This is a genomic window from Ralstonia sp. 25mfcol4.1, from assembly GCF_900104095.1.
Lineage (GTDB): Bacteria > Pseudomonadota > Gammaproteobacteria > Burkholderiales > Burkholderiaceae > Cupriavidus.
Genome location: NZ_FNJO01000003.1, coordinates 143,763 through 158,746 on the forward strand (window position 1 = coordinate 143,763; position 14,984 = coordinate 158,746).

The window sequence follows — 14,984 nt, forward strand, 5'->3', positions numbered from 1 at the left end:
CAAGCGCACCCGCCCGGATGGGCGAAAGAGCGCAATGACGCACTTTTGACGCGCAGATTTGCGCGATCAAGCGCCCCGGCTTCATTGAGCGTCGCCAGTTTGCTTTCTGGCCCAGGGAGGTGGTGAGGGAAAACACTTTCCCCCTACTGGGCGGTGTCTACGTAGTGTTCGACGAAGTAGACTCGGCAAACAAGCCATCCCGCAGGGGGCCTATGTCGTCGTCGAATAACGAGCGCCCGTCCACGCGCCGCCTGACGGTCTACGCCTTGGCGGCTCTCGCCATCCAGATCCTCGTATTGGGCATATGGATCTTCCGGCTCTACATCGTGGAAGACCACTCATCTCCGATGGTCGGCATCGACTTCGCGATTTTCTGGTCTGCGGCAAAGGTGGCCATGGCGCATGGAGCCGCCGCCGTCTTTTCGCCACAGTGGATGCAGCCGATGGAACTCGCGTTAGGGCTCGACACCTATTCCGCCTGGCCGTATCCACCGACATTTCTGCTGGCAGTCTTGCCGTTTGGGCAGTTGCCCTTTGGTATGGCTCTGTCCATTTACTCCATGCTCGGATTGCTGGCCTATGGGGCCGTGCTCGCGCGCCTCTGCCGCGGGATCGACCGCGCATATCTGCCGCTGCTGCTGGCGTTCCCCGGCGTCGCCATTGCTATCGGGCTAGGGCAGAATTCCCTGTTCACGGTTGCGGCTGCCGGCGCTGCACTGGCCATGATCGAGGCTGAGACCGCTCTTGCGGGAGTATGCATCGCCATGCTCGCCATCAAGCCGCAATTTGGCGTGCTGTTCCCGCTGGCGCTCGTCTGTGCCGGGCAATGGAAGACATTCGGCGTATCCGCACTTTGCACCCTTGCAATTGTCGGCGCGAGCCTTCTGGCGTTCGGCGTAGATGCCTGGCTGGCATTTGCGGAATTCCTGCCGCAGTTCAGCACGCTGGCGGTAGAGCAAGGCGGCATCATGATGTGGCCCGGTATGCCAACTGCCTTCGCGCTGGGCCGAAGCGCTGGCTTGTCGGTCACTGCTTCCTACCTGTTGCATGGTGTTGTGGTGACACCCGCGGTCCTTGCATTGGCTTATCTGTGGACGCGGCGGGCCAGATTCGAACTCAGGGCCGCCTCGCTCATTATCGCCACGTTGCTGGTGCAGCCCTACATCATGTTCTATGACCTGGTGTGGCTAATCTTGCCGCTCGTCCTTCTCATTCGTGACCACCGGGCCGTGGCGCTGGGGCGCATGGAATGGATTGTCATCGGCGCAGCCTGGCTGGCGCCCGCCCAAGCCGTCCTCTCAGCGTACCTTCACCAATACCTGAACGTTCTCCCGGCCGTAATGATCGCCTTGCTGATCATCGTGGTGCGGCGGCATTCGGCGACGGCACGCGAATCAACCGACGCCTGCGGAGAGACATCCCGGCGCACTTGTTGACCACCGGCGTCATCGACAACGGCCCTACGAGGTCGAAGAACTGGAAGTGCTGCCGATTGCGCGACGACAAAGGGGGGAAATCACCCGCCGGCCTTTGCTGGGCTTGGCTTCGCGGCACTAAGTGCCACCGATTGGCGTGGAGTGCAAATGTTGCGATTACGCAACAAAGAGGTAGGTTGGTGCGAGGGAGGGGAAGCGTGAGCGCTGGGAAATCAGCGCGTTAGCAGACTTCCGGGGGAATCCTGGGGACTTGTAGCTCGCCCGATTCTGTTATGTGAGGGGCTCTCCCCACGGGGACGCGCCAAGTTTACAGGCCGTTGCACTCGGCCATATACTGTATAAATATACAGTACTCAACAGTGCATCATGGGTAACAACAGACTGGCTCGGACCTGCCAAATCCCCACAAACGCTGCCGCGCCTGGCGACATCGTCCCCACCGAAAACGGAATCCTTGGCCGAGTGCCTGGCGTTTATGTTGCGCAAGCGGTGAACTCACTCCCTCCTCCTACGGCGATCGGGCCCGGCGCCGCGACGGTCGTGGTGGAGGCGGGAGAGCTGGGCCTCGTGCATGTTTCGGTCGAGCGCCGGCGGGCCAAGCACGGCCGGCACTCGCATTACTTCTGGACGGCCGTTCGGGCCGAGCCATTGGATGATCCGACCCGGTGAGCGTGGCAGTGCGTGAGCTAACCGGCGGAATCGAGACGAAAGACGGCCGTCGCTTCTCTCTGCTTGATCTGTCCAAGCTGCATAAGCACTTTGCCTCACCACTGTATATACATACAGCCAATTTCCGCCGGATGGTGAAAGTCGGTGGGGGCACCGGAAAAAGGTAACCTTGGTAACCACGTCTGGAGAATTGCCCGCAAACCGTTGTGGTGCAAGGCTTAGCGGGTTTCGAGCAAAAGGTAACATTGGGGTAACTTTAAGGTAACCAGATTACCTTTTTCATAGGTAACACCTTCCAAATCACCCCCTCAATAAAATCAATGACTTAGCGAGAGGTTACCTTTTAGGTTACCCAAGATTACCTTCCAAAGGTAACCACCGCTTTCCTTATAAATCATGTAGTTAGACGGCATTTTCGGGCTTAGTTACCGAGGTTACCTTTTTCCGGACCCTGCCCTAGTTCATAGGATTGAAGCGGCATCGCCCCGGAGCGATGTACTGGAGGCTTGTTGCGACGATAGGCGCCGAGAATTGAAAATTTCACTGCTGTCGTACGTCGTCCGCTGGCGCCAAGACTGGCGGGTGGAAGCGGCGCCGCACGCGTGCATCAAAACTGACCTACGAGGCGCGCCGGCGAGGCGGGGTCGAAGTGGCGCGCTGAAGGATGACATATCGGTCGTCGGGTAGTCCTAGTCACATTACCCTCACAGACTTCCAGATGCGGCAAAATTTGAATGTCTAGTGCTCCATTCGGAGGGGATGCCGCGTGCAGCACGTCCATTTCTATCAGCATGAGGCAGCTTGAATGCGAACCGACGAGTTCATTGATCTTGTACGACACGCCTGGCCTACAGAGAGCAATAGCGACCCAAGCACGGACGTGCTCCAGGTCTCGACCCCTCCCTATTCGCGCGAGCGTAGCCAGAAAATCAGGAACTGCTTCCCGCATGACACAAACGCAATCCGACAACAAATAGCAAGGATACGAAAAGAACTTATTTTGCGATCAGTATGCAGTGAAGAGGACGTGCAACGTCCTTTAATCGTTGCTCACGAGTTAATCCTCAATTATTTGAGGGGTGAACCTGAAGGCGAAATTCAGGGGCACGTGGAGTGGCGAAAGGCACTCGAGCTAATGTGTAGTGCTCCGCGCTCACCGCATTTCTCCAACTATGAATCGGTTCTAGGCAGCTGCGAGGATGAGCGAGCCTTGGCTACGGCAGTGCAATATCTTAAGAAAGTCGGATACGATATCAATTTCGCAGAAGGCGAGCTAAAAATATCCGACGACGAAGAAAGGAAACTTGCAACTGACATCGACTCGCTCGTAGCAACTGTGGGCGGACGCGTAGTATTGGACTGTGTATTCCATCAAATTAACCATCTATTCGACCCCAGATTTCAACGATACCGCTTCGTAAGAAAGACAAGCCAATGGAATCACCAAGTAAACCCCCAGCAGCCTTTTGGATATTTGATTAACCTTGCCGTAAAGCATTGGCATCTCGAACCAAAAGAAACAAATCTGAATCTACTAGATAAAATTCAACACCTTTCCACTGCCTACAGCGCATTGCATGAGGTCCAACCATACAACCCATACTCGTCCCTGTTCGTTGACACCCAAAATATAATTAATTTTCTTCAGCGATCGGTGCGCTACGACTCATTATTCAGCATCTTTCAACTCAGAGTTACTGACGCGAAAATTTTATATAAAGGCTTGCTGCGAAAGCATATTTCATCACGCACCACCATTCGAGGGATTGGCGTGGCCGAAGTAATTCGATTGACGGACTTCATCATTGATCGACATTGCCGCGGAAATTTCAAGATTCCTTTCAGCGCGAAATCGATAGCGCAAGAAAGAAAAATGAGGGAATCAACTGTACGGAAGATAATTGACACAGTGCTCGCTCATGAGCCACATGCCGCAAACAAGGATTACCTTCTTGCCGCTAATGTAGACTTGGTCAATTTTCAAGACAGACCTCTACTGAAACAAAAGAATGGGACCTATCAGATCATTTCCCCTTCAATTTGCGGGCCCGCCTTCGTAACGTCTCTTCTCCAATTTGCCAGCGGGGCCGACAGTAATTTTTACGCCGACCTCGGGCGCCAAGCCGAGCACCTACTCCGGGAAAAACTGACGGCTCACGGCATAACTTGGCATACTGGAGAGTACTCTTCCGTATATGAAGGAAGATTGGAGAAAGGAGAGTGCGACATCGTAATCGAAACCAAGGACGTGGTGTTTTTCTTAGAGACAAAGAACAAGACTCTTACAAATTTGGCTCGCAGCGGCAGCGATCTTCACTTATTCACGGATCTCGCTCTTGGTGCAGTGCATGCGGCAAGCCAAATCATTCGGCACGAACTATTACTAAAATCCAACGGCACATTGACGCTTAAAGATGGTGATTTAAATCATACAGTACACCTCAACAACCGCCATGTTGAGAGGATATCTATCAGCCTACCGGAATTTGGCGCACTCCAAGACCGGATAATTTTGGACCATCTGTTGAACGCCTTTTTGCGAGCTGACTTTTCAACCAACAGCGGAGTAATGAAAAAGCAGTTTTCGCAAGCAAACAAAATTGCACAAAGTCTGAGGAATTCTTGCGCGGGACTTGCGAAACTGGGCGCCGACACCACGAGAATGTTCTTCTCAAACTGGCATTTGAGCTTTGCTCAATTATGTGTTCTGCTGGACAGAGTGAAATCGAATGAGGATTTCAAATCGGAGCTATGGCGAACGAGAAATATTGTGACGGGCACGCATGATTGGTATCACGATCAGAGCCACATGATCGGTCTTTATGAAAACGTGACAGCCAGTACAGATGCTGGTTAGGAACAGGCAGAGCCACGCGCGTATTTACCGCCCACGCCCAATGTCAACTTCCTAAACAGGCAGATCGTTCAACCCATACCCCCCAAACCTAACCACCCCCTCCCCAACCCACTCATTCACCTCCGCCAGCCGCTCCTGCAGCGGCTTCACCTCATTCCTCGCAAAAACCAAAGCCGCTTTTTCAGCATCCCCAAATCCCCCAGTATTAGCCGGAATAATCCCCATCAACTGCGGCGGCACCCGATGCGCGGCCAGCTGGTCGTCCCGCGTCACGTTCTTGATATTCCAGAACTCATCCTTGGCAGCCACCTCGGAAACAGGAATCAACTGAATCCCGTCCTTTTTGCCCGAAGGCGCATACATAAACAGGTTCCGGAAATTTCCCGGTCCTTTGCTGTTCTTCAGCGCCTCGCGCAACGCGTCCACGTCTTCCTGCTTCTGCGCCGCGTCCGTCATGTACAGGATGAACCCGGCATGGCTGCCGTTCTTGTAATACCGCCGCCGGAACAGCGTCGCTGATTCGTTCAGCCAGGTCGCGTTCAGCGCCGACAGGTATTCGGGCAGCCCATACACCTCCTGGTTGATATCTGGCTCCATCAGGTGGAACACGCTACCAGATTTGAACCGATGCACGTCCTGCATGTTTTGCACGAAGAAGTAGCTGTCCAGATCCAGCCCCCGCCGCATGTACTTTGCCAGGGCCGGCTCCAGCGCCACCGGCCGCCCCAGCACGTTGTCGCGCCGCTCCAGGTATCCATTCCCGAACACCAGAAAATCCTGCACCCACCGCGCGAACGCCGACCGCGACAGCAGCTTGTGCGGGATGAACGTCGACACCAGGATGTTCCGCTTCACGTAAATCGGCGAGCTGTTATGCACCGCCGCGCGAAACGTGCGCGCCAGCCCCTCCCAGGGCATCGGCGGCTCGAACCAGTCGCCCACGCGCAGGCATTCCACGTAGTCCAGCAGCTCGCGCCGATCCAGCACGGCCACCGGGTCGCCAAACGTGAACGCCTCCAACGCCCCGGCGCCAGCGCGCGCCGCCGTGCCACCCTTCCGACGAAATTTCCCCATGCTCATGACATCTCCATAATGCTGGTGTTCGTTGTGGTCACACCCTCCAACGGCTCGTGCGCGATGGCGTGCATACAGGCCCAGGCCAGATCCGCGTGGCTGGTTTCCTCCGACCGGCCGGCCTGATAGGTGACCCGCCCCCCGGCAGCCGTGGTGGTCTTCCGGATAGACATGAACGACGCGGCGAAGTCCGTCCACCCGGCATCGAATTCCAGCCGCCCCTTGCTGATCACGTCGTGCGCCTTCAGCACCAGGCCGGTCTTCACGTCCACGGAATAGGTAAAGCCCCGCGCATCGGGCCGGAACTTACTGACCAGCTGGAACACGGCATCGCCAATGCCCGTCCGGTCGATGCCGATGTACGCCACGCTGTACCGCTCGCACACCCGCTTGATCGCCGCCGCCTGCTCCTCGTAGTCGATGCCGCGGAACTGGTGCTTCTCCAGCACCCGGAACTTGCCGCCGGCCACCAGCGGCGGCGCCACCACCACAAGCGCCGCGCTGTCGCCGCCGCCACCGTTCGGGTCATAGCCCACCCACACATCCCGGTTGCCAAACGGTCGCGGCGACCAGTGCCGGAAGTCCTCCCACACCTCCCAGCTATCCACCGTGCAGCGCATCAGCATCGACAGCGGAAACACCGACGCCGTATCGTCGATAAACCCGCACATCAGCAGGTTCTCGAAGTCGGCATCGCTGTATTCCAGGCGCAGCTGCTCGATGTCGAACAGGTTGCAACCGCCGGCAATCGCATCCTCCACGGTCACAATCTGCCGCCACTGCCCGTCCGCGCAACGCCGGCCGCCCTTCAGGTTCGCGTGGCTCACATCCACGCGGATGTGGTCTTGCTTCTTCCGCCCCCGATTGAACAGCGCCCCGGACCAGAAGGGGTACGCCTCATGCGCCAGGCTCGAAGGCGTCGAGAAATATGTCTGCCGCCATTTCGAATGGATGGCCATCCCCGACGCCACCTTGCGCAGCTCCTGAAAACGCTGGATCCAGAAATACTCGTCCAGGTACAGGTTGCCGTGGTAGCTCTGCGCCGTGCGCGCGTTGGTGCCCAGGAAGTACAGCGTGGCGCCGTTCGGCAGCACCATCGGGTCACCCTTCAGGTCCACCCCGACGGCAACCCTGGCGAACTGCATGATGTACTGCTTGAAGACGTGCGCCTGCGCCTTGCTGGCCGACAGAAAGATCTGGTTGCGCCCCGTGGTCAGCGCATCGACCAGCGCCTCGCGCGCGAAGTACCAGGTCGCGCCGATCTGCCGGCTCTTCAGGATGTTGCGGATCCGCTCGGCCAGGCCTGCCTCGTACCAGAGTCGCTGATACGCGAACATCGAATCCATGAACGCGTCCACCAGCTCGCCCTGCTGCGCCTCGCTAATCGCGTTGCGCTCCACCTTGCGCCGAGCGCCCTTGTTCCGGTTGGCCACCTTGGGATTCAGGTCGACCTCGTTGCCGCTGGCCTCATAACGCCGCACACGCGCAAGCCGCTCGATCTGCCGGCCCAGCAGGTCGATTTCCTTGTAGTCCTTGCCCTCCTTCTGGTCCTTGGCCACCAGCAGCGCCATCCGCGCCTCCAGGCTCGCGCCCACGCGGTCCACCGTGTCCGCCTTGTGCCACGCCTCACGGCGCTTCCAGCTATGCACGGTCGCGGCCTTGATGCCGAGCATCTCGGCGATGCGCGCGACGCGGTATCCCTGCCAGTAGAGCCCGCGCGCAATGCGGCGCGGGTCCATCTGCGGGTCGAATTGATGCGTGGAAATGGGCGGCAGCGTAGTCATGCCGCAACGCTACCGTTCGCGCGCACGCGTGCCACGCGGACGATGTTGTCTGCCCGGCGCCAACAACACCGCGACGTTGCCCGCGCGAGTCCGCCTGCTCACCATGGCAACACCACTGATTCACCGACGAGACAGCCATGGCCAGCAGCAAGCCCAAGTTCTTCCGCATCGCCACCGAAGGCGCCACCAGCGACGGCCGCGTGATCGACCGCCAGATGCTCCTGCAGATGGCCGCCAGCTATACGCCGCAGACGTACGGCGCCCGCATCAACCTCGAACACATTCGCGGCATCGACCCCAAGGGCATGTTCCAGGCCTACGGCGACGTCCTGGCCCTGAAAGCCGAAGAACAAGACGGCAAGATGCGGCTCTTCGCGCAGCTCGACCCCACGCCCGAACTGGTATCGCTCACCAAAGCTCGCCAGAAAATCTTCTGCTCGATGGAGGTGAACCCCGATTTTGCGGATACCGGCGAGGCCTACCTGACCGGTCTGGCCGTCACGGACAATCCGGCCAGCCTGGGCTGCGAGATGCTGCAATTCAGCGCCAAGGCCAAGGTCAATCCGCTGGCCGACCGTAAGCAGGATCCGAACAACCTGTTCTCCGAAGCCGTCGAAGTCGAACTCGACTTCACCGCCGACGATCCGAGCGAACCTGCCCAGCCCACCAACGGCCTGGCCGCATCCATCAAGCGCCTGTTCGGCTGCGTCGACAAGTCCGAAGCCGGCAGCCAGGCGCAGCACGCGGACACACGCGAGGCCGTCGAGCAACTGGCCCGCGAGATCCACGCGATGGGCGGCACCTTCACGAAGGTCACCCAGGCGCTGGAATCCATCGCCAGTCGCGTCGACACGATCCAGTCCGAGCAGCAAAAAGACAAGGCCGAGTTCTCCACCTTGAAAACCGCGCTCGATTCGACCGAGTCGTACAGCCGCCGCCCACCGGCCACAGGGGGCAACGGCAGCACCGCCGCCTCGACCGACTGCTGACCCGACACCCCATTCCTCCGGAGCCCATCCCATGCGCAACGACACCCGCCGCCTGTACACGGCCTACGAACAACGCATCGCAGAACTGAACGACGTGGACCGCGTCGACCGCAAGTTCAGCGTCGCGCCCACCATCCAGCAGAAGCTGGAAACCCGCGTGCAGGAATCGAGCGAATTCCTTTCGCGGATCAACATCATTGGCGTGCCCGAGCTGGAGGGCGAGAAGGTCGGCCTGGGCGTATCCGGCCCCGTGGCCAGCACCACGGATACGTCGAAGAAGGAACGCCAGACCACCGATCTGGCCGCGCTCGACAATCGCAAGTACCGCTGCGAGAAGACCGACTCCGACACGCACATCACCTACCAGCGCCTGGACACCTGGGCCAAGTTTCCAGACTTCCAGACGCGCCTGCGCGACGCCATCCTGCGCCGCCAGGCACTGGACCGCATCATGATCGGCTTCCACGGCATTGGCCGCGCTGCCACGTCCGACCGCAAGGCGAATCCGATGCTGCAGGACGTGAACACGGGCTGGCTGGAACACCTGCGCAAGGAAGCAAAGGAGCGCGTCATGACCGGCGCCAAGGCGGCCGACAAGATCGTCGTAGGCGGCTTCGATGGCGAACCGGGCCGCGACTACGCCAGCCTCGACGCCCTGGTCTTCGACCTGTGCAACAACCTGATCGCGCCGTGGTACGCCGAAGATCCGGACCTAGTAGTCATCTGTGGCCGCAAGCTGCTGGCCGACAAGTATTTCCCGCTAGTCAACCGCGACCGGGAACCGACCGAAAAGCTGGCCACAGACATCATCATGAGCCAGAAGCGCATCGGCAACCTGCCCGCCATCCGCGTGCCGTATTTCCCGCCGGACGCCCTGCTCGTGACCCGCCTGGACAACCTGTCGATCTACTGGCAGGAGGGCAGCCGCCGCCGCACCATCGTCGACAACGCCAAACGCGACCGCATCGAGAACTACGAATCGAGCAACGACGCCTACGTGGTCGAGGACTTCGAATGCGTGGCGATGGCCGAAAACATCGAGGTGGTCGACGTATGACCAGCCCTGCCCGCAGCCACTTCCTCCGCATGGCCGCTGCACGCTCCGCAGCTGATGCCGAAGCGGACAACCCGCTCCGCCACGCCACCGGCTACGAGCTGATGCTGGCTCAGCTTGCCGAGCACAAGCGCGCCCTGAAGCTGATCCAGTCCATCAAGCGCAAGGCCGACGCCAAGCGCACGATGCTGCCCGAGTACCAGGCCTGGATCGAAGGCGTTATCGCCGCCGACGCCGCCGTCCAGGACGAAGTCTTCATGACCGTCATGGTCTGGCACATCGACGTGGGCGACTTCACTGGCGCCCTGCCGCTGGCGCGACACGCCATCCGCCACCGCCTGGCCATGCCCGACCAGTACCAGCGGACCACCGCCTGCCTGATCGCCGAGGAGTACGCCACCATGGCCATCAAGGCTGCCGAGGCCGGCGATCCCGTGGATACCGACGCACTGGCCGACATCGCCCAACTCGTGGAAGGCGAAGACATGCCCGACGAGGTGCGCGCGAAGTTGCACAAGGCCATCGGCTACAGCAGCCTGACCGGCATCCCCGCCCTGCCGGCCGACCAGCAGCAGCGCGCCCGGCAGGCCGCCCTCGCTCATCTGCAACGCGCCTTGACGCTGCACGACAAGTCAGGCGTGAAGAAAGACATCGAGCGCCTGGAGCGCGAGATCCGAAACGCAGCCACCGCCGCGCCGCCTGAAGACAAGCCAGGCGACGGATCCGGCTGACCCCGAGCGTGACCCCGCGCACCAGGCGGCACGGGGTGCCCAAGGCCAGGCCACGCGCCGCACCGACAGTCACCCCGTCCACCGCCTCCATCGCCTCTACTGTCCCCAACAGGTCCAGCCATGTCTTCGTTCCTCGCCAAAGCGCCAGCGCCACCCGGACAGACCGTCATCGCCAACGACGGCTTCTTCCCCGACATCGATGTCAGCGTCGCCATGGCCGCGATGCGCCAGGACGGCACCGTCACCGCGGGGCGCCTGCGCGCGGCGCTCGTCGAGGCCATCCTGTCGGTGAACGAAGACCTGGCGTCATGGCGGGTCGCCCGGCAGACCGCCGGCCACGCCAGGCTCGAAGCCGTACCGACCGACAAGATCGACGGCAAGCCCGCCCACGTCCACCGATACCTGCGCGCGGTGTACTGCGAGGCCCGCGCCGGTCTGATCGAACGCTATCGGGACTATGACGCTACCGCTGCCGGCGACCGCAAGGCCGAGGCGCTGATGCAGGCGGTGGAAGACCTGCGCCGCGACGCCCGCTGGGCTGTCAGCGACATCGTCGGGCGCCAGCGCAGCACCGTGGACCTGATCTGATGCGCGCCATCGCCATGCAGGGCGACACCGTGGACGCCATCTGCCACCGCGTCTACGGCCAGACCGCCGGTATCACCGAGGCGGTCCTAGAAGCGAATCCGGGCCTGGCCGATCTCGGCCCGGTCCTTCCCCACGGCACGGTCGTGAACCTGCCCGACCTGCCACCCCAGCCGGATGTGAAGCGCGTCCCAGCTGTGGGACTGACACCAAGGACCAAGCAAGGACCAACATGGCTGAACCCATCTCCACCAGCTCGACCGCCGCCCTCGCGGTAACCGGCGTCGGCGCCGTCTCCCTGCTGCCAGGCGTCGACGCCGCCACCGTGCTGGGCGCCTTCGCTGGCGCCGCCGTCTTCGCGCTGAACTCGGACGAGCTGTCCACCGGCAAGAAGGTCGCCTTCCTGCTGCTGTCGATCGTCATGGGCTGGCTCACCGCCCCGCTCGCCGCATCGCTGCTGGCGCGGCTGCTGCCGTCCGACACCGAGGTCAGCCACGGCGTCGGCGCCCTGGTCGCCTCGGCCGTCCTGGTCAAGCTCCTGCTGGCGCTGATCCGGCTGGCCGACCGCAGCGACCGGCTGATGTCCCTGATCCGTGGTCACCATGAAAGGAGTGGCAAATGAAGCTGCTGTTCATCCTCCAGGCGCTGCTGTGCGCGTTGATCGCCGTCCGGCTGCTGCTGTTCCGCCGCGCCGGTGGCGTCCACCGGCCCTGGGCAGCCCGCCTGGCCTATGGCCTGATCGTGCTGACCAGCACCGGCGCCATCGGCGGACTCTGCGGTCGCTATGAATGGGCGCTGCTGGCTCAGAACGGCATCACCGCCGTGCTATGCCTGGCCATCTACGCCGTGCGCGGCAACGTGGTCGAACTGTTCCGCATCACGGGGCTCGATCGCGCCGCCGATGGGGATTCCTTCCTGCTTCGCCTGCTCCGGAGATCCCGCCATGACGATCCTGCGACGCGGTAACGTCGGCGCCGATGTGCGCGAGTTGCAGCGCCTGCTGCGCACGCGTGGCGCACAAATCGAACTGACCGCCGAATTCGACGGGGCGACGGTCGCAGCCGTCCTGGCCGCCCAAGCCCGCTACGGCCTGGTCGTGGACGGCCTGGCCGGTCCCAAAACGCTGATTGCCCTGCAGTTGGACGGCCGGCAGCCCGGCCAGCTTGGCGCCGACGACTTGCGCCGCGCGGCCGCCCAGCTCGAAGTGCCGCTGGCCAGTGTCCGCGCCGTGAACGAAGTGGAAAGCGCCGGCCCCGGCTTCCTGCCGGACGGCCGCCCGGTCATCCTGTTCGAGCGCCACATCATGTACCGGCAGGTACGCGCGCTCGGCCTCGATGCCGATGCGCTGGCCCGCCAGTACCCGAACATCGTCAACCCGAAGCGCGGAGGCTACATGGGCAAGGCGGCCGAGCACATGCGCCTGACCCGCGCGGCGGAAATCAACCAGGCCTGCGCGCTGGCGTCGGCCAGCTGGGGCATGTTCCAGGTCATGGGCTACCACTGGGAGCGCCTGGGCTACGCCAGCGTCGAGACGTTCGCCGACGCCATGCGCCAAAGCGAAGCGGACCAACTCGATGCCTTCGTGCGCTTCGTGCTGGCCGACCCGGCGCTCCACAAGGCGCTGAAAGCCCGCCGCTGGGCCACCTTCGCCGCCGGCTACAACGGCCCGGCGTACAAGGACAACCTATACGACGTCAGGCTGGCGCGCGCCTACGCACGCTACGAGGCCGAAGATCGGGAGGCCGCATGAACCGCACCCTGTACATCGCCCTGGCCGCGCTGTTGGCCGTCCTCGGCATCGCTGGCGCTGGCGCGTGGCTCACCAGCCAGTACCGCGCCGCCCAGCAGCGCGCCACTGCCGCCGAGACGCTGGTCGCATCGCTGCGCGCCCAACTCGACAGCACCGACGTCGGCGTGGTCGAAGTCATCCGTTACGTAGACCGCGTCAAAACCATCCGGCTCAAAGGCAACACCATCATCAAGGAGGTACCCCGCTATGTCACCGTCGAGGCTGATGCTGCCTGGTGTGCCTGCTGGCTTTGTCCGCCTGCACAACGCCGCCGCAGCCGGTGCAATGCTCGATCCGCATCCCGGAGATCCTGATGCGGCCCCCTCAGGCGTTCCACTCTCTGCCGTCGCCGCAACCGTCGCCACCAACTACACCACCGGCCACGCCAACGCCGCCCAACTGACAGCGCTCCAGGACACACTGCGCGCCCAGGACGTCACCATCATCGCGGAACCGGCACCATGAAAAAACCCGCCCAGTTGCGAGCCGCCATCACCGCGGCGGTGCCCGACCTGCAGCGCAACCCCGAGAAGCTGCACCTATTCGTCGAGGAAGGCCGCCTGGTGGCCACCGGCGCGAAGTCCCTCTCCTTCGAATACCAGTACACCCTTAGCCTGCTGGTGACCGACTTCGCCGACAGTGCCGACGCCATCACCGTGCCTGTGCTGGCGTGGCTGCGGGAGAACCAGCCCGAGCTGTTCACGAACCCCGACAAACGGCTGGATGGCTTCAAGTTCGAAACGGACGTGTTGAATCACGACTGCGTGGATCTGCTGGTGAAGCTGCCGCTGACTGAGCGCGTGATCGTGAAGGTGGCCGACGGGAGGTATGAGGTCACCCACGCGGACGAGCCGGTGGATCCATACGACGATCCGTCCGGATGGAAGCTGCCCGCGCGATGAAAGATCTGGACGAACTGACCACCTGGGCCGGCGCCCTTGTGCAGACGCTGGACGCTCGGCAACGGCGGGCGCTGATGCGGGCGGTCGTCACCGAACTGCGGCGGCGCCAGACCGCACGGATTGCGGCGCAGCGTAACCCCGATGGGTCGGCCTACGAACCGCGCAAGCCGCAGCTCAGGAAGAAGCAAGGCCGGCTGCGCCGTACGATGTTCGCCCGGCTGAGGATGGCCCGGACGATGAAGGCCCAGTCGGATGCGGGCAGCGCGGTGGTGTTGTTTGCTGGCTACGCCGGGAATATCGCGGCGGTGCACCAGTACGGGTTGCGGGATCGGGTGAATCGGAAGGGGAATCTTGAGGTGAGGTATGCGCGGCGGGAGTTGTTGGGGTTCGCGGAGGGGGATGTGGATCGGTTGGCCGACATGGTACTTAGCCATGTCGTGCCACGCGAAACCCTTTGATGCGAATGATCATCGTGCCTGCGCTTTACTCAGAAGCGAATAGCAGCTTGCGGTGCCATTCGAGATACTTGATGGCTTCCTTGTGACGCTGAGTCAGGCCCATCTGAGATCGCTGATCGAAAGCCGTTTGTAGACGTTGTGGAAGACTCGGGCTGATCATCAGCCTGCAGCAAACTGGACTGCTTTGAAATACTTCGTGACCGCAGCTGCCTTGGCGGCAAACTCTGCGGGACGCTCTGCCACTTCGGCACCGACGAACGTACCCGCGCAATATCCGTCATAGCGGAGTTCCACTCCGTGGGACACGCCGAGAATCCCAACGGCATCTCGCAAACATTCCTCGATGCTGGTCCCATTGCCAGAATCCAGCGCAGGCGGCCCGCCCGAATCCGCCTCGGCCACCCACTCGTACAGTGAGGTTTCCAGCTTCTCGATCCGCAGCACGATAAAGAAGAACTGATTACTCATATGCGCACGTACCTCCACGTTTTCAGCCCGAGAGCTTGGGCCGCGAGTTTGGCCGTCTCCTTGTCGGCAAAGTGCGGGACTTGCTTCAATTCCAGCTTGTCCAAGAGCTCAAACTGACCCGGTTCCAAGTCACCGTTGTATCTGAACTTGTACCACCGCACCGTTTCGTCCGTGGTCGCCAAGATGTA

At 61.5% G+C, this 14,984-nt stretch carries 14 protein-coding genes and 2 pseudogenes; 13 read left to right on the top strand and 3 right to left on the bottom strand.

Features of this window, described 5'->3' with window-relative positions:
* The first annotated feature begins 212 nt into the window (after positions 1-212).
* Together BLQ58_RS06700 and BLQ58_RS28700 are read left to right on the top strand one after the other, a co-directional pair.
* Entirely contained in the window at positions 213-1,436 is a 1,224-nt protein-coding gene (locus BLQ58_RS06700) for a glycosyltransferase family 87 protein (protein ID WP_092595756.1), read from the top strand.
* Between the two features lie 1,696 nt (positions 1,437-3,132).
* Positions 3,133-4,962: an ATP-binding protein gene (locus BLQ58_RS28700; protein WP_139186067.1), complete on the top strand. Its 1,830-nt coding sequence runs from the start codon at positions 3,133-3,135 to the stop codon at positions 4,960-4,962.
* 51 nt (positions 4,963-5,013) lie between these two features.
* Here the strand turns inward: BLQ58_RS28700 and BLQ58_RS06705 are convergent, their stop codons facing one another.
* A complete protein-coding gene (locus tag BLQ58_RS06705; protein ID WP_092595758.1) occupies positions 5,014-6,042 on the bottom strand; it encodes a phage portal protein in 1,029 nt (342 codons plus the stop codon).
* Positions 6,039-7,820, bottom strand: a complete 1,782-nt coding sequence (locus BLQ58_RS06710) for a terminase ATPase subunit family protein (RefSeq protein WP_092595760.1) — start codon at positions 7,818-7,820, stop codon at positions 6,039-6,041. Before BLQ58_RS06710 ends, BLQ58_RS06705 begins: the two co-directional genes overlap by 4 nt.
* Before the next feature lie 137 nt (positions 7,821-7,957).
* Between BLQ58_RS06710 and BLQ58_RS06715 the strand changes: the two genes are divergently transcribed.
* The 11 genes and pseudogenes from BLQ58_RS06715 to BLQ58_RS06765 all read left to right on the top strand — a co-directional run bounded on the left by BLQ58_RS06715 (position 7,958) and on the right by BLQ58_RS06765 (position 14,328).
* Positions 7,958-8,809, top strand: a complete 852-nt coding sequence (locus tag BLQ58_RS06715; protein ID WP_092595762.1) for a GPO family capsid scaffolding protein — start codon at positions 7,958-7,960, stop codon at positions 8,807-8,809.
* 31 nt (positions 8,810-8,840) lie between these two features.
* Entirely contained in the window at positions 8,841-9,866 is a 1,026-nt protein-coding gene (locus BLQ58_RS06720) for a phage major capsid protein, P2 family (RefSeq protein WP_092595764.1), read from the top strand.
* Entirely contained in the window at positions 9,863-10,594 is a 732-nt protein-coding gene (locus BLQ58_RS06725) for a phage terminase small subunit (RefSeq protein WP_092595766.1), read from the top strand. The genes BLQ58_RS06720 and BLQ58_RS06725 overlap by 4 nt, the downstream gene beginning before the upstream one ends.
* 120 nt (positions 10,595-10,714) lie before the next feature.
* Positions 10,715-11,182 (top strand): head completion/stabilization protein, encoded by a 468-nt coding sequence (locus tag BLQ58_RS06730; protein ID WP_092595768.1) that lies wholly within the window; start codon positions 10,715-10,717, stop codon positions 11,180-11,182.
* A pseudogene (locus BLQ58_RS29410) lies at positions 11,182-11,352 on the top strand (tail protein X); the annotation flags it as partial. The gene BLQ58_RS06730 and the pseudogene BLQ58_RS29410, both read left to right, overlap by 1 nt.
* Positions 11,353-11,411: 59 nt before the next feature.
* On the top strand, positions 11,412-11,801 hold the full coding sequence (locus tag BLQ58_RS06740) for a putative holin (protein WP_092595772.1): 390 nt from the start codon (positions 11,412-11,414) through the stop codon (positions 11,799-11,801).
* Positions 11,798-12,145 (top strand): phage holin family protein, encoded by a 348-nt coding sequence (locus BLQ58_RS06745; RefSeq protein ID WP_092595774.1) that lies wholly within the window; start codon positions 11,798-11,800, stop codon positions 12,143-12,145. Before BLQ58_RS06740 ends, BLQ58_RS06745 begins: the two co-directional genes overlap by 4 nt.
* A complete protein-coding gene (locus BLQ58_RS06750) occupies positions 12,123-12,929 on the top strand; it encodes an N-acetylmuramidase domain-containing protein (RefSeq protein WP_092595776.1) in 807 nt (268 codons plus the stop codon). Before BLQ58_RS06745 ends, BLQ58_RS06750 begins: the two co-directional genes overlap by 23 nt.
* Positions 12,926-13,433: pseudogene (locus tag BLQ58_RS06755) on the top strand (hypothetical protein). Before BLQ58_RS06750 ends, BLQ58_RS06755 begins: the two are co-directional and overlap by 4 nt.
* Positions 13,430-13,870, top strand: coding sequence for a phage tail protein (locus BLQ58_RS06760; protein WP_092595778.1), 441 nt, complete (start codon positions 13,430-13,432; stop codon positions 13,868-13,870). The pseudogene BLQ58_RS06755 and the gene BLQ58_RS06760 overlap by 4 nt, the downstream one beginning before the upstream one ends.
* A complete protein-coding gene (locus BLQ58_RS06765; RefSeq protein WP_092596448.1) occupies positions 13,867-14,328 on the top strand; it encodes a phage virion morphogenesis protein in 462 nt (153 codons plus the stop codon). Before BLQ58_RS06760 ends, BLQ58_RS06765 begins: the two co-directional genes overlap by 4 nt.
* A gap of 159 nt (positions 14,329-14,487) precedes the next feature.
* Here the strand turns inward: BLQ58_RS06765 and BLQ58_RS06770 are convergent, their stop codons facing one another.
* A complete protein-coding gene (locus tag BLQ58_RS06770) occupies positions 14,488-14,796 on the bottom strand; it encodes a hypothetical protein (RefSeq protein WP_092595780.1) in 309 nt (102 codons plus the stop codon).
* Positions 14,797-14,984 lie beyond the last annotated feature (188 nt).

Excerpts from the sequence above, each read along its gene's own strand:
- BLQ58_RS06715 (WP_092595762.1), top strand. The coding sequence starts at position 7,958 with ATGGCCAGCAGCAAGCCCAAGTTCTTCCGCATCGCCACCGAAGGCGCC.
- BLQ58_RS06740 (WP_092595772.1), top strand. The coding sequence starts at position 11,412 with ATGGCTGAACCCATCTCCACCAGCTCGACCGCCGCCCTCGCGGTAACC.
- BLQ58_RS06725 (WP_092595766.1), top strand. The coding sequence starts at position 9,863 with ATGACCAGCCCTGCCCGCAGCCACTTCCTCCGCATGGCCGCTGCACGC.
- BLQ58_RS06765 (WP_092596448.1), top strand. The coding sequence starts at position 13,867 with ATGAAAGATCTGGACGAACTGACCACCTGGGCCGGCGCCCTTGTGCAG.
- BLQ58_RS06770 (WP_092595780.1), bottom strand. The coding sequence starts at position 14,796 with ATGAGTAATCAGTTCTTCTTTATCGTGCTGCGGATCGAGAAGCTGGAA.
- BLQ58_RS06750 (WP_092595776.1), top strand. The coding sequence starts at position 12,123 with ATGACGATCCTGCGACGCGGTAACGTCGGCGCCGATGTGCGCGAGTTG.
- BLQ58_RS06720 (WP_092595764.1), top strand. The coding sequence starts at position 8,841 with ATGCGCAACGACACCCGCCGCCTGTACACGGCCTACGAACAACGCATC.
- BLQ58_RS06760 (WP_092595778.1), top strand. The coding sequence starts at position 13,430 with ATGAAAAAACCCGCCCAGTTGCGAGCCGCCATCACCGCGGCGGTGCCC.
- BLQ58_RS06700 (WP_092595756.1), top strand. The coding sequence starts at position 213 with ATGTCGTCGTCGAATAACGAGCGCCCGTCCACGCGCCGCCTGACGGTC.
- BLQ58_RS06705 (WP_092595758.1), bottom strand. The coding sequence starts at position 6,042 with ATGAGCATGGGGAAATTTCGTCGGAAGGGTGGCACGGCGGCGCGCGCT.
- BLQ58_RS06730 (WP_092595768.1), top strand. The coding sequence starts at position 10,715 with ATGTCTTCGTTCCTCGCCAAAGCGCCAGCGCCACCCGGACAGACCGTC.
- BLQ58_RS06745 (WP_092595774.1), top strand. The coding sequence starts at position 11,798 with ATGAAGCTGCTGTTCATCCTCCAGGCGCTGCTGTGCGCGTTGATCGCC.
- BLQ58_RS06710 (WP_092595760.1), bottom strand. The coding sequence starts at position 7,820 with ATGACTACGCTGCCGCCCATTTCCACGCATCAATTCGACCCGCAGATG.